The following is a 20,093-nucleotide window of genomic DNA, read 5'->3' on the forward strand; positions in this document are numbered from 1 at the left end:
GGCCATGACCAGCCCTATCATCGTGCTCCAGCCCAGCGGTCTCGCCTTCGCGGCGCAGCGCGGCGCCAGCATCCTGGCGGCAGCAGAGGCGGCAGGCATTACGTTGCCGAGCTCCTGCCGCAACGGTACCTGCCGCACCTGCATCTGCCGCGTGCGCAGCGGGCAGGCGGCGCATACCATCGAGTGGCCCGGCCTGTCGTTCGACGAAAAGCGCGGAGGCTATATTTTGCCGTGCGTGGCGGTCGCCGTCACGGACCTGGAAATCGAGGCGCCGCTGGCGCGGCGGGTCGAACCGGCCGGGGATGCCTGAGCAAGGCGTTCAGCAAAGGCGCCGCCGGCGCAAGCAAGCGCAGGCTTTCCCATGTTGGATCATTCAACGCGGACCTTGCTCAGCCGAGCATACGACTGCAGCACCACGACGCCGGGCATGCCGGCATACAGCGACACGATGGCGTTCTGGGGTTGGGCGCCAGTGAAACCCAGGGAGGTCGCCACGGTGCTTGCGACACCGGACGGCGTGATTTTTCTCAGCTGCCCCCTGTCGCCGAGTTTGTACAGGTTGCCGGCCGCATCGATGGCCATCGGGCTGTTACCGGAGAAGACGGCGGCGCTGCCCGTGCCGTCGATATCGTTGACGAAGTCAAAATTACGGCTTGTTCGACCGGCCAGCGTCGTGACCGCGCCTGCCGCGGTGACCTTCCGGATCAGCGCGACGTCGCTCACGTACAAGTTGCCGGCCTGGTCGGCGACGATGGCAGCCGGACCCATGAATCGAGCCTGCGTGCCCAGGCCGTCGACAGCATTCCTCCGGTCCAGGCAGGTCGACCCGGGCGGGGCGCCAGCTTCGCACCCGCCTCCCGCCAGGGTCGAAAACGAACCGTCCGGCGCGATCCTGCGCACCCTCGACCCATCGGTTGCGTAGACGGCGCCGTCCGGCGCCACGGCGAGGTTCAAGGTATAAGCGGTCGCAACGCCGGAGGGACCGTCGACCGTTCCTGTCGCGGCATCGTAGGGCGCGGTTTGCGTCAGGATCGACACCGTGCCGTCCTCTGCGATGCGGCGGATCGCATAGGCGGAGGCGCTCAGCTTGTCCACCACGTACAAGACCCGGTTCGGGCCGTAGGCGAGCGAAATCGGTTCGCCTACCTTCGCATGGGTCGTGATGCCGCCATCCGTCGCCACCTTCTTGATTTCCGACACGGGCGACGAATAGGCGAGATACAGGTTGCCGGCTTGATCGGCTGCCGAGGCAACCGGCCGCGCTCCCGTCAGGAAGGGCGGGTCGCCGAAGGCCACCTGCCATGTCACCGGCAGGGTGATCCAGGGCATGGGCACCGGCGAAGGCTTGACGTTCAACTCGACCGAACTCGAGATGCCGCCTGCGGTGGCCGTGATCGTGACCTTGTCCGACGCGAGATCGAAAGGGGGCGCGTAGGCGGCGATCGGCTTGTCCGCAAGCGTGTACAAGGTGGTGCCGATGCTGGCCTTGGGTGTCACCGACCAGCTGACCGGCCCTGTGACGCCCGTCAGCGTCGGCGTGATCTCGACCGCCGCGCCGTTTGGCATGAGTGAGGTCGTCGAAGGCGCCAGCGCGATCGTCGGCGGCGGAGGTGGAGATGGCGCGGGCACCTTGTCGCCGCCGCCACCGCCGCATGCAGTCAGGAGTACCACCAGGCAGACGGGAAGTTGGCGTGCACCGATCATGGCAATTCTTTCGTTAAATGTCACTCGCATGCATTTTACACATGCGGTACGGGGGCAATATTCACGAAAACTTGCACTGCCCATCGGCAGCGCCCCGCTGCCTGGGCGTGCTTATTTCGCCGGCCGCCCCAGCGCCCGTTCGATCACGTCCAGCACCTGCGGCCAGGCGGCCGAAGTAGCCGCCACCTCGTCGTAATGGCTGGCGCCCGCCAGGATCACCACTTCCGCGCTATCCCCCGCCTTGCGCGCTTTCGCGGCGTAGTCGTGGGCCACGCGCGGCGGCGAGATCGTGTCGAGTTCGCCCGTGACGAGGAAGGTGCGGCTGCCGTTGGGCATGAGTTCCGCGGCATTGGTGTCGACGAACACGTCCGGCCGTCCGGGACCGGGCAGGCCGGCCAGTTCCGCGGTGTCGCGGCCGCAGCTGGCCTTGATCAGGGCCGCTTCGCCGCGCAGGTCGGCCAGGCCGCCCAGGCTCACGATGGCGCGCACCGGCAGGGGTTTAGCGCGGTAGAGCGGGCTGCTGGCAGGAATGTTCGCTCGGCCTGCCATCCATTGCACCAGTTGTCCGCCGGCCGAATGGCCGACCGCGACCAGGCGCTCCATGTCGAGCCGGTGCGGCCCGGATTGTTTTTTAAGCAGGTCGAGCGCGGCGTGCATGTCCTGGTAGGTGCCGGGATAGCCGCCGCCGGGCTCGTCGCTGCGGCGGTATTCCACGTTCCACACGGCGATGCCGCGCGCGCTCAATGCGCCGGCCATGTTGCGCAGCTGGGTGATGCCGCCGAACTTGCTGGTCCAGCAGCCGCCGTGCACCAGCACGGCGACGGGGAAGGGGCCGCTGCCTGCGGGCACGAACAGCTCGGCGAATTGCGAGGGCGCCTCGCCGTAGGCGTAGCGCGCGGTCGGCGCGGGGCCGGTGAGGGCGAGGTAGTCGGCGAGCTTCATCGGGGGGGCGGCGGTGGCGCCGGCCATGGCGCCGGCGAGCAGGCCGGCGAGCAGGATGCGGTGCAGTTTCATGGTCGGCAAGGAAAGAAAAGGAGCGATTACTATAGCCGAGGAAAGCGTGTTGCCGGGGAAATTCGGCGCGCACGATTGAAGTTCCGGCATTGTCATTCATGCTAGGCTGTTCCCAACGCAGAACCGGCCACCCCTGGCCATCCATGCACGTACTTCAAGGAGAATGACGATGACCCAATCCAAATCCGGCGGTACCCAGGACAACAAGCAGTCCGGCAACATGTCCGAAGAAGACCTGGCCAAGCAGCGCGCAGGCAAGACCGACAAGAGCAGCCACGACCACATGTCGCGCGAAAAAGCGGGCAAGGACGAAGGCGCGGGCGGCGGCGCCAAGCAGCAAGAGCGCCACTAAGCCCCAGCAGGCTTGTTGGCTGGCGGACGGCGCATGCCGTCCGCCGTTTTACCGGGCTTCCAGCAACACTGCCCTCCCTGACGAGAGGACGACCATGAGCATGCTTGACGACACCAAATTGCAGGGTTCACCGCCCGTGCACGCCCACAGTACCCCCGACCCGGACACGCCCAACGGCACACCGACACCCGATCCGCGGCCGCCCGTGCCCGACGACGTGCCCGATCCGGTCAATGCGCCGGTGCAGGAGCCCCGCTTCCCCGAGCCGCCGATCAAGGCCGGCTAGTTCTGCCCGCGCGGCTCCCCTGGCCGGTCAAGCCGGCCTGCTGCGGGCATGCAGCCTGTAGCCGGCCGGGCTGGCCTTGTACAGGTAGCCGAACAGTGCCGAGAACAGCAGGAAAATCCCCACGTTGATCCAGCCCGAATCGGGCGCGCCGGCGTGCGTGAGCTGCCGGACCAGGGTCACGATAAAGGACAGCACCAGCGATGCCAGGTTGCCCAGCAAGACGTAGTGGATCTCCACGATGTCCGGCGCATTGCTGGCGGCCCAGTTCATCACGGCCCAGCCCAGCAGCATGGCGCCCGCCAGCATCGCGAAATACATCCTAGATGCTTCGACCGCTTGCGAGCCATACATGGACATCAAGGTGTTCGGCGCGAAGACCAGCATGAGGCCGTAGAGTGCCGAGACGACCGCGGCGCTTTTCAGGATAGTGCGATGGTTCATGGTTTCCTCCCTCCCTGTCGAAGCACTGCCGGCGCGCCAGGCGCGGCAGGGCGCAGCCGATGGCGACGGGCTATTGAAGCTTAGGACGAAACGCAGGGTGTGCAAGCGGCCCGGGGCGGGCGCCTGCCAATGCGCCGCCGCGCCCGGAGGCGGGCGCGCGGCGCGGGACGGGTCAGGCGCCCGGGGTGCCTGGCTGCTGGGAAGGCTCGGGCTGCTTGCCGGAAGCGGGCAGGGGTGGGATCTCGCGGATCATTTCCTCGGTCTCGGCTTCGCCCGGGGATTTCTCGCCGCTGCCGATATCGGCTTCGTCGTACAGGGGACGGCCAGTTGCCGCGGGATCGACTTGTCGCGTCGGTTGATTCATGCTGTGCTCCGGTAGGGTTGTCGATGTCGTATGATCGTAACAGGCCCACCCCGGCATCGGCGCGCGCCACGCGACGCGCCGGGCGATCCATGTCATGCGCCTGACACGATGCGCTGCCTATAATGGGCCTGTCCTGTGACGCCGGAGAAAACAATGGGCCATACGCTATACAACACGATTTACCTGGGCCGCCGCCCGCTGGTGTCTTCGCGCCGCGCACGGCTTGCGCTGGCCTTCGGGCTGGCCGCCAGCGCCGGGCTGGGCTTGCTGGCGCTGCGCCTGATGCGCTAAAAGGCGGCAAGGCTTGCCCTCGGTCGGCGCGGCGGGTACCATGGCGCGCCCAGATCGAAGAAAGCAGGAATGAAGAACGAACAACTGACGACGGACGAATACGACGCACTCGAGCTGGTGCGCCGTGGTGTCAAGCGCGATTCCCCCGGTGCCTGCGTGGGACGCAATATCAAGCGCCTGTCGGGACTGAAAATGATGGAAACCACCCGCGACGGGCGCATCGCCCTCACGGAAAAGGGACAGACCGTGCTGTTCCTGCGCCGCTGCGTGCGGGCGCTGACGGCGCTGGCCCTTGACCCTGCCGCGCCCATCGACAACGACGTCGCCCGTTTCCTGAGCGCCAAGTCGCATATCGCCCCGCTCGAAGGCGGCGGACATGAGCTGACCGAGCGCGGCCGCGAATCGCTGGCCGATATCAACCAGCAGCAAGCACAACAGCGCCGCTAGGCGCTGTCATTGACCGGGCGTTGCCTTAATTAGCGCGGCGCCGGTTTGGATACACCAGCACCCGCACCGCCACTTCGGCCGGCACGTTCATGGTCGCGAGGAATTCGGCTGCGCGCTGCAGCCCGAGGGTCGGCACCGAGGCGATGGCCTGGTTGATCAGGTCGCACGTACGGTTGTCGGTACGCTGCCGGCGGGTCGCTGTCGGGTTGTCAGCGACGGCCAGGTCACCCGTGTCATTCATCATCATATATATCCGTAGGTCCAAGATTGCCAAAGAGACACAGGTATTCTAAGACCAAGGATAGTGATTTAGCTATAAATAAATAGCTTTTTATGTAATTACATTAGATTTTTATCAATTCGCAGCCGATTTGGCTCAGGCCAGGGCCGGTTCGATTTCGTTCTCGAGCGGTGCGGGCAGGCAATGACGGCGGCGTAGCATGGCCTCGAACTCGTCGGCAGGCAGCGGCTTGCTGAAATAATAGCCCTGCATTTCGTCGCAGCCGTGGCTGCGCAGGTAGTCGAGCTGCTCCAGGGTCTCCACGCCTTCGGCAATCACCGCCAGCTTCAGGTTGTGGGCCAGGCCGATGATCGAGGTGACGATCGCCGCATCGTTGGCGTCGACCGTGATGTCGGCCACGAAGGAGCGGTCGATCTTGAGCACGTCGATCGGGAAGCGCGAGAGGTAGGACAGGCTCGAGAAACCGGTGCCGAAATCGTCGATCGACAGGTTCACGCCCAGCGACTTCATCCGGTGAAGCAGTTCCACCGCCGGCGTCACGTCGCTCATGAACAGGCTCTCGGTGAGTTCGATCTCGAGGCAGTCCGGGTCCAGCATGGTGTCGTGCAGGACCGATTCCAGCCCGGCGATCAGGTCGGGGGCGCCGAACTGGCGCGCCGACAAATTCACCGCGACCCGCAGCTTGCCCAAACCCGCATCCTGCCAGGCCTTGTTCTGGGCGCAGGCCGTGCGCATCACCCAGGCGCCGATCTGGACGATCAGGCCGGTTTCCTCGGCGATGCCGATGAAGCGGATCGGCGGCACCATGCCCAGCTCCGGATGCTTCCAGCGGATCAGGGCTTCCATGCCGACGATCTGGCCGGTTTTCAGGTCCACCTGCGGCTGGTAGTGCAGCACGAATTCGTTGCGCTCGAGGGCGTTGCGCAATGCGCTTTCGATGCGCACCCGCTCCATCGATTCCTCGTTCATGGCCGGGGTATAGAACTGGAAGTTGTTGCGGCCGAGCTTCTTGGCGCTGTACATCGCGATGTCGGCGTGTTCGATCAGGCTGTCGGCCGGCGTGCCTTCGCTCGGGTACACCGCGACCCCGATCGAGCAGGTCACGAAGAATTCCTTGGGACCGAGCATGACCGGCTGGGCCACCGAATCCATTACCCGCTGCACGATGTCGCTTGATAAGGGCGCGTCGTGCTGCTCGGACAGGATCACGACGAATTCGTCGCCCGACAGGCGCGCCACGGTATCGGTGTCGCGCAGCGACGAGGTCAGGCGCGCGGCCACCGTCATCAGGAGCACGTCGCCGGCCTTGTGGCCCATCGAATCGTTGACGAACTTGAAGCGGTCCAGGTCGATGAGCATGACCCAGATCGGGCGTCCGCTGCGGTTGGAATGGGCGATCGCCTGGCCCAGGCGGTCCTGCAACAGCGAGCGGTTCGGCAGGCCGGTCAGCACGTCGTGCTGGGCCACGTGGTGCACGCGCTGCTCGGTGAGCTTGCGCTCGGTGATGTCGCTGCCGGTGCCGCGGTAGCCCAGCAGGGCGCCGCCGTCGTCGAACACCGGCTGGCCGTGGACGCAGAACCAGCGCGTGTCGCCATGCTCGTCGACCACCTGGTATTCGAGGTTGGCGAAAGGTTCGTGGGCGCGCACCTGGGCGATGTGGGCGCGGCCCGCTTCGCTCTCGAGCAGGGCCGGCACATATTCCCAGCGCGTCTTGCCCAGCAGGCTTTCCACCGACACGCCGGCTTTTTCGGTAAAGCCGCCGGTGACCATGGTAAAGCGCAGCTCGCGGTCCTGTTCCCAGTACCAGTCGGAGGACATCGACACCAGCTGGCGGAAGCGCTGCTCGCTTTGCTGCAGCGCGCGCTCGGCGCGCTCGCGCGCGGCCATGTCCTCGACCAGGCGGCGGTTGGTGCGGCGCAGGTCGGCGGTGCGCTGGCGCACCAGCTGCTGCACCTTGCGCGCGCGCCGGCCGGACGCGTTCACGAAGGCCGTGCTCATCAGGGTCATCAGGATGCCGCCCACCAGCAGGGCGGTCGAAGCCATGTGGTCCGGCAGGAAGGGGCGGGGGGCGGCCGCCACTTCGATCCGCCAGGGCTTGCCGGCGATGCGCAGTATGTCGCTGCTGTGGCCGGTATGCACGGAGGCGACGAAGCCGTTCAGCCAGCTATCTTGCGGCTTGCGGGTGTCGCCGGTGGAAAACAGCAGGGCTTCGGGTCCGCTGCGCTCGCCGGCATAGACCGACACGAAGATATCGCGCGAATCGAGCAGGCCGGCACTGGCCAGCGAGGCGCGCACCAGTTCCGGGCCGCGGATCACGACCGCGGTGTCGCCGGCCAGCACGCCATGGCGGTCCAGCACCGGCATGATCAGTTCGAAGGCCGGCTGGCGGCTCGGGTCCTGGGCCAGCTGGAACAGGTCGGTGGCGGCGGCGCGCCCTTCGCCGCGGGCGATCTCGAGCGCGCTCATCACCTGCACGTTCTCGGTGATGTTCAGGCCGAAAGCGCGCTCGTTGCCGGCGATCGGCTCGATGTAGTCGACGATGTGGTAGCGGGCGCGGACCGGCGCGGGTTTCAGGCCCGCAGGCGTAAGCTCGGTGAAGACGGTGCCCGGCCGGATGCGCTGCAGCTCGGCCTCGACGGCGGTGCGCGCTTCGCCCGGTACGGAGCGGTGGTAATTGAACGCCTGGATGTAGCGGTGGCGCTCGAGCAGGGCCGCGGTGAAGTCGCGGAAGCCTTCGCGGGAGACCGGTTCGCCGCGTGCGAACAGCTGGTTGGTCACGGTCAGCAGTTCGACTGCCTGGTTCACGCCCTGGCGCACCGCCGCGACGCGCTCGTCGGAGCGCTGGGCGAAGGCCAGCGCCATGTTGTCGTACTCGAGGTGGCAGACACCCAGGAACAACGCGCCGGACACGGCGAGGCCGCCCCCGAGCGTAAGGGCCGCCGCAAGGGTAAGCGACAAGGGCAGGTGACGCGGCATTGGAATAATCCGGATGGTGACGAGAGAAGGCTTGCCAACAGGCATCAATACGTGAAGTGTGTCACATGCGCGTGGTTTTCCGCAAACGAAATGTCGCGCGCAGGGCACGCTTGTGCGCGCCAGCCGCGGGTCAGCGCGTGGAAAACCGGCCACGCCGGCCCAGCCATGCCACCACCAGCCGCGCCAGTAGCCGATTGAGCAGGCCCGCGCCCAGCCCCCGGTTGCCGAGGGCGTCGCGCAGCAAGCGCAGGGCGCGCCCGGGCTGGCCGCCGGCGCGCAGGGGCCGCTGAGCGAACAGGATCTGGTTGTTGCCGGCCATGCCGGACAGCCAACAGACGGCGCCGCCGAATGCGTCCTGCAGGCGTTGCACCGCAGTCACATAGCCGGGATCATAAGTAAAGATGTTCGCCGCCAGCACGCCGCCGGGCCGCAGGGCGCGCCTGCAGTCGGCATAGAAGGCCGCGCTGGACAGGGCGGCGGGCAGGCCGCCGGCGTCGAAGCCGTCGACCAGCAGCACGTCCGCAATTTCCGCCTGGCCGGCCAGCCAGGCGGCGGCATCGGCGTGCAGCACGCGCAGGCGGGCGTCGTCCGGGGGCACCTGGAACTGTTCGCGCAGGGCGATCACGTCGGCGCGCACCTCCAGTACCGTGATGCGGGCCTGCGGAAAGTGGCGGTGGCAGAACTTGGCGAACGAGCCGCCGCCCAGGCCCACCATCACGATATGGCGCGGGCGCGGCGCCAGCAGCGCGAAGCACATCATGGCGCGCGCATAGGCCAGCACCAGCGCGCTGGGGCGCGACAGGCGCATCTCGCTCTGGATGGCGCCAGGCGTGAATTCCAGGGTGCGGCGGTCGCCCACGGTCGTGACGATGGGGGCAGGCGGGGAAAGTGGGTCGCGCGGTTCGGCCATGGCGCCAGTGTAAGGGATGTCATCGGCGCCGGAGGGACCAACGCAGCTTGTTGCCGGGCATCGCTTTCTGATAAGCTGACCATTCGAACAACTGGAAGATCCCATGTTCCTGGACCATCCCTCCATTACTGCCACCAACGCCCAGACCGAGCCGGACCGGATCGAGCGCCTGCAGCGCGTGTACGGCTATGCCATGGCCATGGCCGACATGGCCGGCAATGCCGGCTTCGTCGACAAGCTGACCCAGCTGCACGACCACAAGGGCACCCTGATCGTGTTCTGGCACGCGCCACCGGGCCTTGAAGAGCAGGATTATTTTGTGCGCGCCTGGGCCAGCAAGATCGGCGACGGCAGCCAGCGCGTGGAACACGAGTTCTAGAGCGCCCGGCCCCGAACGATGACGAACCTCGACGCGACCACGATGGTCATGGTGCTGGCCCTGGGTAACCTGGCCCTGTGCGCCGTGCTGACCTTCTACGACCACGGGCCGGTGCGCCCGCCGGCGCTGGCTGCCTGGGCGCTGTCGAAGCAGGTGCAGGCCGGGGCCTGGACCCTGCTGGCGCTGGGCGGCTTCGGCGTGGTGCCGGAAGCGCTGGCGCTGCCCGGCGGCTATGCGCTGCTGTTTGCCGGCGTCGCCATCGAGGCCGGCGCCGCATGGGAAACCAATGGCCGCGAAGGCTGGCGCCGCCCCATGCTGCTGGCGGCCGCGCTGGGCATCCTCGCCTTCTTCATCTGCTACCTGATCGACGAGCAGGGCTTGCGCAGCGTGGCCTCGTCGCTGCTGCTCGGCGCCTTCTACCTGCTCGGCGCGCTGGCCCTCGGCGCGAACTGGCGCACGGCCAGCCTGCTGCAGCGCTTCCTGGCGCTGCTCACCGCCGTGCTGGCGCTGGTGGTGGCGCTGCGTGGCCTGTCGGTGCTGGTGCTGCCGGGCGGCTGGCGCTGGCTCTCGAGCGAATTGCTGCGCCAGCTCTCCAGCGCCGCGCTTTATGTGCTGATGCTGGCCAACGGCTTCGGCATGCTGCTGCTCGGGCGCGAACGCGCCGGGCGCGAATTGGCGCGCCTGGAACTGGTCGACCCGCTCACCAATGTGCCGAACCGGCGCGGCTTCTTTAACGCGCTGGGGCCCTGGATGGCGCTGGCGCGCCGTCCGGGCCTGCCCACCGCGCTGGTGGTGCTCGACCTGGACGGCTTCAAGCGCGTCAACGACAGCTATGGCCATCCGGCCGGCGACGCCGTGCTGCGCAACGTGGTCGAGCTGTGCAAGCGCCAGCTGCGCGACTCGGACCTGGTGGGCCGCCTGGTCGGCGTCGAGTTCGCGATCCTGCTGCCGCGCACGAATGTCGACGAAGCCCTGCTGGTGGCCGAGCGCATCCGCGCCGCGATCGCCAGCACCCCGGTCAAGAGCGAACGGGCATTGATCACGATGACGGCCAGCTTCGGCGTGACCGTGCTGCGCCCGGAAGACAGCACCGTGACCCTGTTCCAGCGCGCCGACGACGCCCTGCAGGCGGCCAAGAGCGGCGGGCGCAACCGGGTCAGCCAGGCAGTGGCCAGCCCGGTCGAGGCCTGAGGCCCCGGCGGGCCAGTAGTCCCGTCATATCGCTGTCATATCGCGGACGTATCCTGCGGCATCTTTGCAGCAGGATTGTCCATGACACCAGCACACGAATCCCCGCGCTACGCCGCCGTCGAACTCGGCTCCGACAGTTTCCGCCTGCATGTCGGGCGCATCGAGCACGGTGAACTGCTGCTCGAGGCCAGCCTGTGCGAGCGGGTCGGCCTGGGCGCTTCCTTCGAAGAAGACGGTAGCCTGTGCGAAGCGGCCATGCGCCGCGCGCTGGCCTGCCTGCGCGAATTCGCCGTCACGCTCGACGCCTGGCGCCCGCAGGCGGTGCGCGTGGTCGCCACCTCGGCCCTGCGCATGGCGCGCAACGGGGCCGTGTTCCTGCCCGCCGCCCAGGCCGCGCTGCGCCGGCCGATCGAACTGATCGCCGGCGACGAGGCAGGGCGCCTGGTCTACATGGGCGTGGCCAGCACCCTGGGCGACGCCGATGGCGGCCGGCGCCTGGTGCTCGACATCGGCAGCGCCTCGACCGAGCTGGTGCTGGGCCGCGGTCCGGCCATCGAGCGTATCGAATCGTTTGCGGTGGGCGCGGTGCGCCAGAGCCTGAGCTTTTTCGCCGACGGCCGCATCGACGCCGCCTGCTTCGAGGCCGCGCTGCATTCCGGGCGCAGCCGCTTTGCCGAGGCGACCCTGGCAAGGCGCCACCCGCTGGCCTACGGCGCCTGCGGCACGGTAAGGGCGCTGGCCGAGATCGCGCTGGAAGAAGGTATCGCCAACGGGCGCCTGAACCTGGAGGGCCTGCATGAACTGCGGCGGCGCTTCATCGAGGCCGGCCACGTGGCCCGCGTACGCCTGGCCTGGGCGCCGGCCGCGCGCGCGCCGCACCTGGCGGGCGGGCTGGCGCTGCTGCTGGCGCTGATGGAGGAGTGCGGCATCGCCGAAGCGGTACCGGTGCATGCCGGCCTGCGCGTGGGCGCGCTGTGGGACCTGCACCGGCGCAGCCTTGCCGTGCCGCCGCGGCTGGCGCGGCATCCTGGCATGGCTTGACAGCTTGCGCGGCGTCTTGGCAGTCAGGGCGCAAATCGACTATATTGTTTAGCTTGTTGAACGATGGAGTCGGTAATGCCCAGGAAGTCGGCCGCTGTTGCAGTGGCAGCGAAAGCAGGAACGCGCGCGAAAGCCGTGCCAGTCAAGACGGGCAAAGCCCCGGTTCGCGCGGCCATCCCTGCCGCAGCCAAACGCGCAGCACCCGCTGTCAAGCCGGCCGCCAAGGTGGCGGCAAAACCGGCCGCCAGGACCGGCGTCAAGTCTGCCGTGAAAGCCGCGGCGAAAGCGCTGGCGCAACCGGCTGCGAAGAAAGCCGTGCGCAGGGCGCCGGCGCCGCAAGCGGCCACGCCCCTGCGTCCCGTGCTGGTGCGCGACAGCTTCACCATGCCCGAGCAGGAATACGCGGTATTGGCCGAAGTGAAGGGCGCCTGCCTGCGCGCCGGCGTCGATGTCAAGAAGAGTGAACTGCTGCGCGTGGGGGTGGCCTTGCTGGGACAGGTCGACATCGCCACGCTCAAGGCGGTGCTGGCCGCGCTGCCGCAACTGAAAACCGGGCGGCCGCCGGCGGCGGCCTAGCCGCTTCAGTGGATCGAGGCGCTGGTCAGCTCCTTGAGTTCGCGGATCGGGATGTTCGATTTCTCGTGCATCCGCAGCAGGATCGTGGCGCCCACATTGAGCTTGCGGTGGCGGATCTTGCTGATGATCGGCGGCTGCACCTCGAGCACGCGGCACAGCTCCGCATCGTTCTTCAGTTGCATGCGCTCGATCAGCGTGTCGAGCAGTTTGTTGGGCACAAAGCTGGGCGGTTCCATGGCACGGGCCCGATGCATTGCCGCGAGCATTTCCTGTTTTTTCTGTCGTACGCTCATGTTGCTTCTCCGAATATAAATGCATGGATTCGGGACAGATCGACTATTTTGGAAGAGCCCTGCCTCTTATTCGGTGGCGGGTCGTTGTGATATTACTACGATTACGTCACGCACGATTCACGGATACAACGTAAAACCGCTTAATTTGTGTCTTTCTTCGCGGAATTTACGCTAATTTCAATCCGGAACGACTCAAGACCAGCACCTTGTCGGCCATCGCGGCCGCGGCGTGGGAGTGGGTGACCATGATGGCGCCGGCGCCGCTGGCGCGGGTTTCCTGGCGCAGCAGGCCGAGGATGACGGCGGCGGTCTCCGGGTCGAGGTTGCCGGTCGGTTCGTCCGCCAGCAGCAGGGCCGGGCGGTGCACGAGGGCGCGTGCGATCGCCACGCGCTGCAGTTCGCCGCCCGAGAGCTGGCGCGGGAAATCGTCGCCGCGTCCCCCCAGGCCCACCGCATCGAGCATCGCGTCGGCACGGCCGGCGGGTTCCCGGTTGAGCAGCAGCGGCAGCGCCACGTTCTGGCGCAGCGTCAGGTGGGGCAGCACGTGGAAGGCCTGGAAGATGAAGCCCATGCGGGTGCGGCGCAGGCGCGTGGCGGCGGCATCAATCAGCGCCGACATCGGCGTGCCGTCCACGATCACCTGGCCGCCGTCGGGCGCGTCCAGGCCCGCTATCAGGTTCAGCAGGGTCGACTTGCCGACCCCCGATTCGCCCATGATGGCCACGAACTCGCCGCCCTGGAAGCTGTGCGACAGTTCGGCCAGCACCGTGCGCCCGCCGTAGGATTTACTGAGTTTGTCGAGGATGAGCATGGCTTTCCTGGTTCAACGGGTGAGGGTGCGGCGCAGCGCGTAGCTGGCCGCATCGACCAGCGCCACCAGCAGCAGCATGGCGATGATCACCGTGGCCGCGCTGGGCATCTGGAACAGCGACAGGTGGTACTTGAGCATCTGGCCCAGGCCCCCGGCCCCGACCACGCCCAGCACGGCGGCGGCGCGGATATTGTTCTCCCACCGGTACAGGGCGTAGGACAGCATCTGCGGCAGCGCCTGCGGCAGGGTCGCATACAGGAAGGCCGCCAGCGGCGCCGCGCCATTGGTGCGCAGGGTCGCTTCCGGCAACGGCTCGACGTTCTCGAGCGCGTCGGCGAACAGCCGCCCCAGCACGCCGGTGGTGTGCGCGGCCAGCGCCAGGGTGCCGGCGAAGGGACCCAGGCCCGCCGCCACCAGCAGGATCGAGGCCCACACCAGTTCCGGAATCGAGCGCAGGACATTGAGCAGGGCGCGGACGGCGCCGCGCGCGGGCCCTGTCATGCGGCCCGACGCCGGCAAGGCCAGCGCCAGGCCGCCGGCCACGGCCAGCAGGGTGCCGACCAGGGACATGGCCAGCGTCTCCCACAGCGCCCAGAAAGTCTTCGCCAGGAAGGCCGGCGCGGTGTCGGGCGGCGAGAAGCCGGCCAGGAATTCGGCGGCCGAGCCCAGGGCCTCGGGCGCGATGAAGGCAGCCCACTGCAGCGGCAGCGAGGCGAAACTGGCCGCCACGAGCAGCACCAGGCCGGCCAGCAGCACGATGGTGCCGGGCGAGCGCGGCGGGGCGGCAGGCATCGCGGGCTTCATCCGAGCCTCCGGCGCAGCAGTTTGGACACCAGGTCGGCCAGCGCCACCAGCAGCACGAACATGACCAGCATGGTGGCCACTTCCCCGCCGGCCATCATCTTGGTCGACTCGTCCATGCGCTGGCCCAGGCCGCCCGCGCCGACGAAGCCCATCACCGCCGAGCCGCGGATCGCGCACTCCCAGCGGTAGACGGTGTAGGACACCAGTTCGGTGGACGACTCGGGCAGCGCGCCGTACAGCAGCGCCGGCAGGCGCCCGGCGCCATTGGCCAGCAAGGCTTCGGTGGCATGGGCGTCGCTTGACTCCAGGATCTCGGCGTACACCTTGGCCAGCATGCCGCAATAGCTCAGGGCGATGGCCAGCACGCCGGCGGTGGGCCCGAGGCCGGCAATGCGCACGAACAGCAGCGCCCAGACCAGCTCCGGCACGCTGCGCAGCAGCACCAGGATCCAGCGCAGCAGCTGGCGCACCAGCATTGCGCCCGGGCGCATGCGGCCGGTGCCCAGGCTGGAAATCGACAGGCGCCGGGTGATGACGAAGGTGGCTGGAATCGCGCCCAGCAGGGCCAGCGTGAGGCCGGCGGTGGCGATGGCGACCGTCTGCCAGGTCTCGCGCAGCACCATCGCCAGGAACTCCATGCCCAGCGCGGGACGCAAAAAATCGGACAAGAACATGCCTGCTGCCGAGAGGCTTTGCGGGTCGAATAAAATCCACGGCTTGAATTCGCTCGCCACCAGCATCGGCCACAGGATGGCCAGGCAAACGATGGCGGCGACGACGCGTCCGCGCCAGGCCGGATCAGGGTGCGCCGTGCGTGGGCCGGCCATCAGAAGCAGGCGCCGACCGCGATCCGGTCGGGCGACTCGTGCGGATGGACGGGCGGGGGCTGGACGTGTTCGTTGTCGTAGAGCGCGGCGATCATGGCATCGGTCACCGCTTCGCGCGGCAGGTCGAACACGATGCGGCCTTCGCGCAGGCCGACCAGGCGCGGGAAGTGCTCGCGCGCCATCTCGACCTGGTGCAGGCTGCACACCAGCGTGGCACTGCGCCCGGCGGCTTCCTGCTGCAGCGTGGCCAGGGTGTGCCGGGCCAGGGCCGGGTCGAGCGCGGAGATCGGCTCGTCGACCAGGAAGACTTCGGCGCTGGAGAGCATCAGGCGTGCCAGGGCGCAGCGCTGGCGCTCGCCGCCGGAGAGGCGGTCGACCCGGGCATACAGCTTGTCGCCCAAACCGAAGCGCGCCAGGGCGGCATGGGCGGCGTCCGGATCGCTCGGGCGCACCAGCGAGGCCAGGGCCTGCCAGAAGCCCAGTTGCGGCAGGCGCGCGGCCAGCACCGTGCTCACCACGCGCTGGCGCGGCGGCAGCGGCGGCGTTTGCGGCGCCAGGAACAGGCGCGCGCGCAGGCGGTGCCGGGCCGCTTGCGACAGGCTCCACGGGTCTGTCCCGAAGAGGGAAAAACTGCCCTCGCTGGGCCGGTGCGCGCAGGCGAGGGTGGCGAGCAGGGTGGTCTTGCCGGCGCCCGAAGGGCCGATCAGGGCCAGCTGCTCGCCCGGTTCGATGACCAGGTCGAGCGCATGCAGGGCGGGGGCGGCGCCCGCCCCCGCCACCAGGTGGCGTACCGTCAGTTGCGCGAGCCGGTAGGTCATCGATGAGGCAGGACAGCGATTACTTCAGCAGGCCCGCGTTGCGCGCCGCCGCTTCGATCTCAGCGTAGTTCGACACCTTGGTCGGGATGAACTTCGTGGCGCGCTGCAGCTCCAGGATTTCCTTGCCTTCAGGGGTGGAAGCGTCCAGGGCCAGGAAGGCGTCGGTGATTTTCTTCTTCAGCGCCGCATTCATGTCGCTGCGCACGGTCCAGTTGTAGTCGAAATAGCCTGGCGTCGTGTAGAACACGCGCACGGCTTTCGGGTCGACCTTCTTCGCTTCGACCAGCTTGTCCCACACCGAGATGTTGAGCGCGCCGGCATCGACCTTGCCGCCCGCGACAGCGGCAACGGTGGCGTCGTGTGCGCCCGAGAAGGCGATGCGCTTGAGGTCGGTGTCCGGGTTGACCTTGGCGCGCAGCAGGAAGGAGCGCGGCATCAGGTGGCCCGAGGTCGACGATTCCGAACCGAAGGACAGGGTCTTGCCTTTCAGGTCTTCCAGCTTGGTAATGGCCGGGTTGGTGGTAATGAAGACCGAACGGAATTTCTCGTCCTCGACGCGCTGCACCAGCGGCGTGACCTGGCCCTTGCTGCGCTCGTTGGCCTGCACGAAGGTGAAGCCACCGAACCAGACCATGTCGACCTTGCGGTTGACCAGGCCTTCGACCGAGGCTGCGTAGTCGGTCACCGGGGTGAACTCGACCTTCAGGCCGGTCGCCTTGGCCAGGTAGTCGCCCAGCGGCTTGAACTTGCGCTGCAGTTCGGTCGGCGCTTCGTCCGGAATGGCCGAGACGCGCAGCACGCCCGGCGTGTTCTGGGCGGTGGCAGCCCCGGCGGCGAACATCAGGCCGGCGGTGGCAGTCGCGGCAAGCATGGTTTTCAAGGCACGCGCAGGCGAAAACGAAGTCATGTCAGGCTTTCTTGTCAGGTATTGGAAATGGGATGAACCGGAGACGTCACGCAGGACGTCCCGTTTGCGCGCTACGCGAATGCGGCGAAAAACGGTAATCCGCTATGATAGCCAAAACGGCAACTTCAGAGCAGTAACCCCTTTGCCATGACGCATGGTGCGAAGTGGCGGCACGAATGATAACGCTTATGCACACCTCCTGCACGCAAGATGCGCCGCGCGCCGCCAATGCCCATGTCGCCGACGAACTGCATGCCGGGCTCGACGCGGAGCAAGCGTGGATCTCGCCCAAATTCCTGTACGACGCGCTCGGCTCCAAGCTGTTCGAGGCCATCTGCGAGCTGCCCGAGTACTACCCGACCCGCACCGAGGCCGCCATCTTCGCGCGCCACGGCGCCGAGATCGCGCGCGTGGCCGGCACCGGCACCACCCTGGTGGATCTCGGCGCCGGCAACTGCGCCAAGGCGGCCGCGCTGTTCCCGCTGCTGGCCCCCAGCCAGTACGTGGCGGTCGACATCTCGGCCGAGTTCCTGAGCGACGCCCTGATGCGCCTGCGCCAGCGCTTCCCGCAGATCGCCATGCAGGGACTGGGCATGGATTTCTCCAGCCGCTTCGAGCTGCCGCCGTCGGTCAATGCCGAGCGCCGGCTGTTCTTCTATCCAGGCTCTTCGCTGGGCAATTTCACGCCCGACGAGGCGCAAGGTTTCCTGCGCCGCCTGCGCGGCCAATGCGGCGACGATGGGGCGGTGCTGATCGGCATCGACCTGGTCAAGGAGAAATCCATTCTCGACGCCGCCTACGACGACGCGCTGGGCGTGACCGGCGCCTTCAACCTCAATGCGCTGCGCCACGTGAACCACCTGATCGGGGCCGACTTCGACGTCAGGGCATGGCGCCACCATGGCTTCTATAACGAAGCGCGCGGCCGCGTCGAGATGCACCTGGAATCCACCCGCGCGCAAGAGGTGCGCTGGACCGGCGGCGGGCGCAGGTTCAAGGCGGGCGAGACCATCCACACCGAAAACAGCTACAAGTACCAGCAGGCCGACGCGATCGCGCTGCTGGAGCGTTCCGGGTTCGAGGCCACCCACGTGTGGACCGACCCGCAGCGCTGGTTCGCGGTGATCCACGCGCAGGCGCACGCGCGCACGCAGTCGAAGGTGGTCCACTGATGGGTATCGGGCAGCGCGAAGACCTCCAGCACGCGTTTGCGCGTGTGCGGCAGCGCTCGCTCGAGATCGCGGCGCCGCTCTCGCCCGAGGACTGCTGCGCGCAATCGATGCCGGACGCGAGCCCCGTGAAATGGCATCTGGCGCACATCACCTGGTTCTTCGAAACCTTCATCCTCGAGCCGCACGAAGCGGGTTTCGTTCCCTTCCACCCGGCCTTCCGGGTGCTGTTCAATTCCTATTACAACGGTGTCGGCGCCAAGCACCCGCGCCCGCAGCGCGGCCTACTCACGCGGCCTGCGCTGGGCGATGTACTGGCCTACCGCGCCGACGTCGATCGCCGCGTCGCGCAGCTCCTGGCCGGCAATGGCGAGCCGGCCATCGGCAGGCTCGTCGAGCTCGGCCTGCAGCACGAACAGCAGCACCAGGAGCTGATGCTCACCGACCTCAAGCACCTGCTGGCCCAGAATCCCCTGTACCCGGCCTACACCCCGCAAGACATGGAAGCCGGCGCGCCCGACGGCGGCGCGTCCTGGATCGAATTCGACGGCGGCCTGGCCGAGATCGGCTATGGCGGCAGCGGCTTTTGCTTCGACAACGAGTTGCCGCGCCACAGCACCTATATCGCGCCCTTCGAGCTGGCTTCGCGCCTGGTCACGAACGGCGAATACCGTGCATTCATCGAGGCCGGCGGCTACCGCGACCCGGCGTTGTGGCTGGCCGAAGGCTGGGACCGCGTCTGCACGGGCGAGCTCGCGCATCCGCTGTACTGGATCGACAATGGCAGCGGCGCCTGGCTTGAATTCACCCTGCACGGCGTGCAGCCGCTCGACGACGAGCGCCCGGTCACGCACCTGTCGCTGTACGAAGCCGATGCCTATGCGCGCTGGCGCGAGGCGCGCCTGCCGACCGAAGCCGAATGGGAATTCGCCGCGCGCCAGGCCGCGCTGGCCGGAGGCGGCCTGCACCCCGCCGCCGCCAATGGCGACGGCCTGCAGCAAATGTTCGGCGCATGCTGGCAATGGACCAGCAGCAGCTATGGGGCTTACCCCGGCTATGCCCCGGCGCCGGGCGCCATTGGCGAATACAACGGCAAGTTCATGGTCAACCAGTACGTGTTGCGCGGCTCGTCCTGCGCCACGCCCGATGGCCATGCGCGCGCCAGCTACCGTAACTTCTTTCCGGCAGGTGCCCGCTGGCAGTTTACCGGGGTCAGGTTGGCCCGATGAACCGCCGCAGTTGGCGCGAACACCTGTTCGACCAGCGGGCCAACGCCCATATCCTGGCCCATCCGCTGGCCTTTACCCTGCAGGTGCTGCGGGGTTTCCGCGCCAACCAGGGTTTGCTGCTGGCCGGCGCCGTGGCCTATTACGCGTTGCTGTCGATCGTGCCCTTCCTGATGCTGGTGGTGGTGGCGCTGTCGCACTTCATCCCGCAGGGCGAACTGCTCGAAACCCTGCACCGCTACCTGAAGCTCCTGATGCCCGGCCAGTCCGACTCGATCGTGGCCGAGGTGGCGAACTTCCTGGAGAACCGCGACCTGATCACCTGGCTGCTGGGCGGCACCATGCTGTTCTTCAGCTCGTTTGCCTTCACGGTGCTGGAAAACGCCATGAGCGTGATCTTCAAGCACCGGGTCGAGATCACCCGCCGCCACTTCCTGGTCTCGGCCGTGCTGCCTTACTGCTACATCCTGGCGCTGGGCTTCGGCGTCATGATCGTCACCCTGGTGGCCGGCACCCTGGAAGTGATGGGCGAGGAAAGCGTCTGGCTGTTCGGCTACCAGTGGTCGCTGGACGGCGTCTCCGGCGTGCTGCTCTACCTGCTCGGGCTGCTCGGCGAAATCTTGGTGCTGACCTCGATCTACCTGGTGATGCCGGTCGGCCGGCTGTCGGTCTGGCATGCGCTGATCGGCGGCGTCACCGCGACCTTGCTGTGGGAAATCGCGCGCCATGTGCTGGTCTGGTATTTCTCGACCCTGTCGCAGGTGAACGTCGTCTACGGCTCGATGACCACCGCCATCGTGGTGATGTTCAGCCTCGAGATCGCCGCGACCCTGCTGCTGCTGGGCGCCCAAGTGATCGCCGAGTACGAGCGGGTCGGGCGTGGCCATGCCAACAAGCCGCCCGAACCCTTGATTACCCATCCTCCTGCTTGAATCTTCCTGTTTGCAACTGGTTGCGCTTCATCAATTTCCCTCGTTTAGGGCGATGGCACAGTAGGCACTTGCGCTAAGTTAATCGGGCGCGAG

The 20,093-nt window shown here is 67.5% G+C and carries 25 protein-coding genes; 12 read left to right on the plus strand and 13 right to left on the minus strand.

What is annotated here, in order from left to right; genetic code table 11:
- The first annotated feature begins 4 nt into the window (after positions 1-4).
- On the plus strand, positions 5-310 hold the full coding sequence (locus tag AC3XQU_RS19400; protein ID WP_489875801.1) for a 2Fe-2S iron-sulfur cluster-binding protein: 306 nt from the start codon (positions 5-7) through the stop codon (positions 308-310).
- A 59-nt stretch (positions 311-369) separates the two neighbouring features.
- On the opposite strand, the gene AC3XQU_RS19405 is transcribed toward AC3XQU_RS19400, so the two are convergent.
- Positions 370-1,704 carry an NHL repeat-containing protein gene (locus AC3XQU_RS19405; protein WP_489875802.1) on the minus strand — a complete coding sequence of 445 codons (1,335 nt, stop codon included), beginning with the start codon at positions 1,702-1,704 and terminating at the stop codon, positions 370-372.
- 111 nt (positions 1,705-1,815) lie between these two features.
- Positions 1,816-2,718 (minus strand): alpha/beta hydrolase, encoded by a 903-nt coding sequence (locus AC3XQU_RS19410; RefSeq protein WP_489875803.1) that lies wholly within the window; start codon positions 2,716-2,718, stop codon positions 1,816-1,818.
- 169 nt (positions 2,719-2,887) lie between these two features.
- Here AC3XQU_RS19410 and AC3XQU_RS19415 point away from each other — a divergent pair, with 169 nt between their 5' ends.
- Both AC3XQU_RS19415 and AC3XQU_RS19420 read left to right on the plus strand, forming a co-directional pair.
- Positions 2,888-3,070, plus strand: a complete 183-nt coding sequence (locus AC3XQU_RS19415) for a hypothetical protein (RefSeq protein WP_489875804.1) — start codon at positions 2,888-2,890, stop codon at positions 3,068-3,070.
- 94 nt (positions 3,071-3,164) lie between these two features.
- Positions 3,165-3,356, plus strand: a complete 192-nt coding sequence (locus AC3XQU_RS19420; protein ID WP_489875805.1) for a hypothetical protein — start codon at positions 3,165-3,167, stop codon at positions 3,354-3,356.
- 27 nt (positions 3,357-3,383) lie between these two features.
- Here AC3XQU_RS19420 and AC3XQU_RS19425 read toward each other — a convergent pair whose 3' ends face one another.
- A complete protein-coding gene (locus AC3XQU_RS19425) occupies positions 3,384-3,797 on the minus strand; it encodes a hypothetical protein (RefSeq protein WP_489875806.1) in 414 nt (137 codons plus the stop codon).
- Between the two features lie 172 nt (positions 3,798-3,969).
- Positions 3,970-4,161, minus strand: a complete 192-nt coding sequence (locus AC3XQU_RS19430; RefSeq protein ID WP_489875807.1) for a hypothetical protein — start codon at positions 4,159-4,161, stop codon at positions 3,970-3,972.
- Between the two features lie 153 nt (positions 4,162-4,314).
- On the opposite strand from AC3XQU_RS19430, the gene AC3XQU_RS19435 reads away from it, so the two are divergent.
- Together AC3XQU_RS19435 and AC3XQU_RS19440 are read left to right on the plus strand one after the other, a co-directional pair.
- A complete protein-coding gene (locus AC3XQU_RS19435) occupies positions 4,315-4,452 on the plus strand; it encodes a hypothetical protein (RefSeq protein ID WP_489875808.1) in 138 nt (45 codons plus the stop codon).
- 69 nt (positions 4,453-4,521) lie between these two features.
- Positions 4,522-4,899, plus strand: coding sequence for a hypothetical protein (locus AC3XQU_RS19440; protein ID WP_489875809.1), 378 nt, complete (start codon positions 4,522-4,524; stop codon positions 4,897-4,899).
- Positions 4,900-4,924: 25 nt separating this feature from the next.
- Here the strand turns inward: AC3XQU_RS19440 and AC3XQU_RS19445 are convergent, their stop codons facing one another.
- From AC3XQU_RS19445 to AC3XQU_RS19455, 3 genes are all read right to left on the minus strand, one after another.
- Entirely contained in the window at positions 4,925-5,146 is a 222-nt protein-coding gene (locus tag AC3XQU_RS19445; protein ID WP_489875810.1) for a hypothetical protein, read from the minus strand.
- A gap of 129 nt (positions 5,147-5,275) precedes the next feature.
- The gene (locus AC3XQU_RS19450) at positions 5,276-8,116 is read right to left on the minus strand and encodes a bifunctional diguanylate cyclase/phosphodiesterase (protein WP_489875811.1); all 2,841 of its coding nucleotides are present in this window, start codon (positions 8,114-8,116) and stop codon (positions 5,276-5,278) included.
- 130 nt (positions 8,117-8,246) lie between these two features.
- Positions 8,247-9,026, minus strand: a complete 780-nt coding sequence (locus AC3XQU_RS19455; RefSeq protein WP_489875812.1) for a spermine/spermidine synthase domain-containing protein — start codon at positions 9,024-9,026, stop codon at positions 8,247-8,249.
- A gap of 103 nt (positions 9,027-9,129) precedes the next feature.
- On the opposite strand from AC3XQU_RS19455, the gene AC3XQU_RS19460 reads away from it, so the two are divergent.
- From AC3XQU_RS19460 to AC3XQU_RS19475, 4 genes are all read left to right on the plus strand, one after another.
- Positions 9,130-9,405 carry a hypothetical protein gene (locus AC3XQU_RS19460; protein ID WP_489875813.1) on the plus strand — a complete coding sequence of 92 codons (276 nt, stop codon included), beginning with the start codon at positions 9,130-9,132 and terminating at the stop codon, positions 9,403-9,405.
- An 18-nt stretch (positions 9,406-9,423) separates the two neighbouring features.
- Positions 9,424-10,596 (plus strand): GGDEF domain-containing protein, encoded by a 1,173-nt coding sequence (locus tag AC3XQU_RS19465; RefSeq protein WP_489875814.1) that lies wholly within the window; start codon positions 9,424-9,426, stop codon positions 10,594-10,596.
- Positions 10,597-10,677: 81 nt separating this feature from the next.
- The gene (locus AC3XQU_RS19470) at positions 10,678-11,637 is read left to right on the plus strand and encodes a Ppx/GppA phosphatase family protein (RefSeq protein ID WP_489875815.1); all 960 of its coding nucleotides are present in this window, start codon (positions 10,678-10,680) and stop codon (positions 11,635-11,637) included.
- 135 nt (positions 11,638-11,772) lie between these two features.
- On the plus strand, positions 11,773-12,213 hold the full coding sequence (locus AC3XQU_RS19475) for a hypothetical protein (protein ID WP_489875816.1): 441 nt from the start codon (positions 11,773-11,775) through the stop codon (positions 12,211-12,213).
- A 5-nt stretch (positions 12,214-12,218) separates the two neighbouring features.
- On the opposite strand, the gene AC3XQU_RS19480 is transcribed toward AC3XQU_RS19475, so the two are convergent.
- The 6 genes from AC3XQU_RS19480 to AC3XQU_RS19505 all read right to left on the minus strand — a co-directional run bounded on the left by AC3XQU_RS19480 (position 12,219) and on the right by AC3XQU_RS19505 (position 16,673).
- Positions 12,219-12,506: a hypothetical protein gene (locus AC3XQU_RS19480; protein WP_489875817.1), complete on the minus strand. Its 288-nt coding sequence runs from the start codon at positions 12,504-12,506 to the stop codon at positions 12,219-12,221.
- Between the two features lie 166 nt (positions 12,507-12,672).
- Complete coding sequence (locus AC3XQU_RS19485) at positions 12,673-13,317, minus strand: ABC transporter ATP-binding protein (protein ID WP_489875818.1); 645 nt, start codon at positions 13,315-13,317, stop codon at positions 12,673-12,675.
- Positions 13,318-13,329: 12 nt separating this feature from the next.
- On the minus strand, positions 13,330-14,121 hold the full coding sequence (phnE, locus tag AC3XQU_RS19490) for a phosphonate ABC transporter, permease protein PhnE (protein WP_489875819.1): 792 nt from the start codon (positions 14,119-14,121) through the stop codon (positions 13,330-13,332).
- Positions 14,118-14,948 (minus strand): PhnE/PtxC family ABC transporter permease, encoded by an 831-nt coding sequence (locus tag AC3XQU_RS19495; protein ID WP_489875820.1) that lies wholly within the window; start codon positions 14,946-14,948, stop codon positions 14,118-14,120. Before AC3XQU_RS19495 ends, phnE begins: the two co-directional genes overlap by 4 nt.
- Complete coding sequence (locus tag AC3XQU_RS19500) at positions 14,948-15,766, minus strand: phosphonate ABC transporter ATP-binding protein (protein WP_489875821.1); 819 nt, start codon at positions 15,764-15,766, stop codon at positions 14,948-14,950. The genes AC3XQU_RS19495 and AC3XQU_RS19500 overlap by 1 nt, the downstream gene beginning before the upstream one ends.
- 19 nt (positions 15,767-15,785) lie before the next feature.
- The gene (locus tag AC3XQU_RS19505; protein ID WP_489875822.1) at positions 15,786-16,673 is read right to left on the minus strand and encodes a putative selenate ABC transporter substrate-binding protein; all 888 of its coding nucleotides are present in this window, start codon (positions 16,671-16,673) and stop codon (positions 15,786-15,788) included.
- Between the two features lie 188 nt (positions 16,674-16,861).
- On the opposite strand from AC3XQU_RS19505, the gene egtD reads away from it, so the two are divergent.
- Genes egtD through AC3XQU_RS19520 form a run of 3 tightly spaced genes read left to right on the plus strand, consistent with a single transcriptional unit; the run spans position 16,862 to position 20,000 of the window.
- Complete coding sequence (egtD, locus tag AC3XQU_RS19510) at positions 16,862-17,845, plus strand: L-histidine N(alpha)-methyltransferase (RefSeq protein ID WP_489875823.1); 984 nt, start codon at positions 16,862-16,864, stop codon at positions 17,843-17,845.
- The gene (gene egtB, locus AC3XQU_RS19515; RefSeq protein ID WP_489875824.1) at positions 17,845-19,071 is read left to right on the plus strand and encodes an ergothioneine biosynthesis protein EgtB; all 1,227 of its coding nucleotides are present in this window, start codon (positions 17,845-17,847) and stop codon (positions 19,069-19,071) included. Before egtD ends, egtB begins: the two co-directional genes overlap by 1 nt.
- Positions 19,068-20,000, plus strand: coding sequence for a YihY/virulence factor BrkB family protein (locus AC3XQU_RS19520; RefSeq protein ID WP_489875825.1), 933 nt, complete (start codon positions 19,068-19,070; stop codon positions 19,998-20,000). The genes egtB and AC3XQU_RS19520 overlap by 4 nt, the downstream gene beginning before the upstream one ends.
- The last annotated feature ends 93 nt before the right edge of the window (positions 20,001-20,093 follow it).

Source organism: Telluria sp. AZSoR62 (assembly GCF_058111565.1).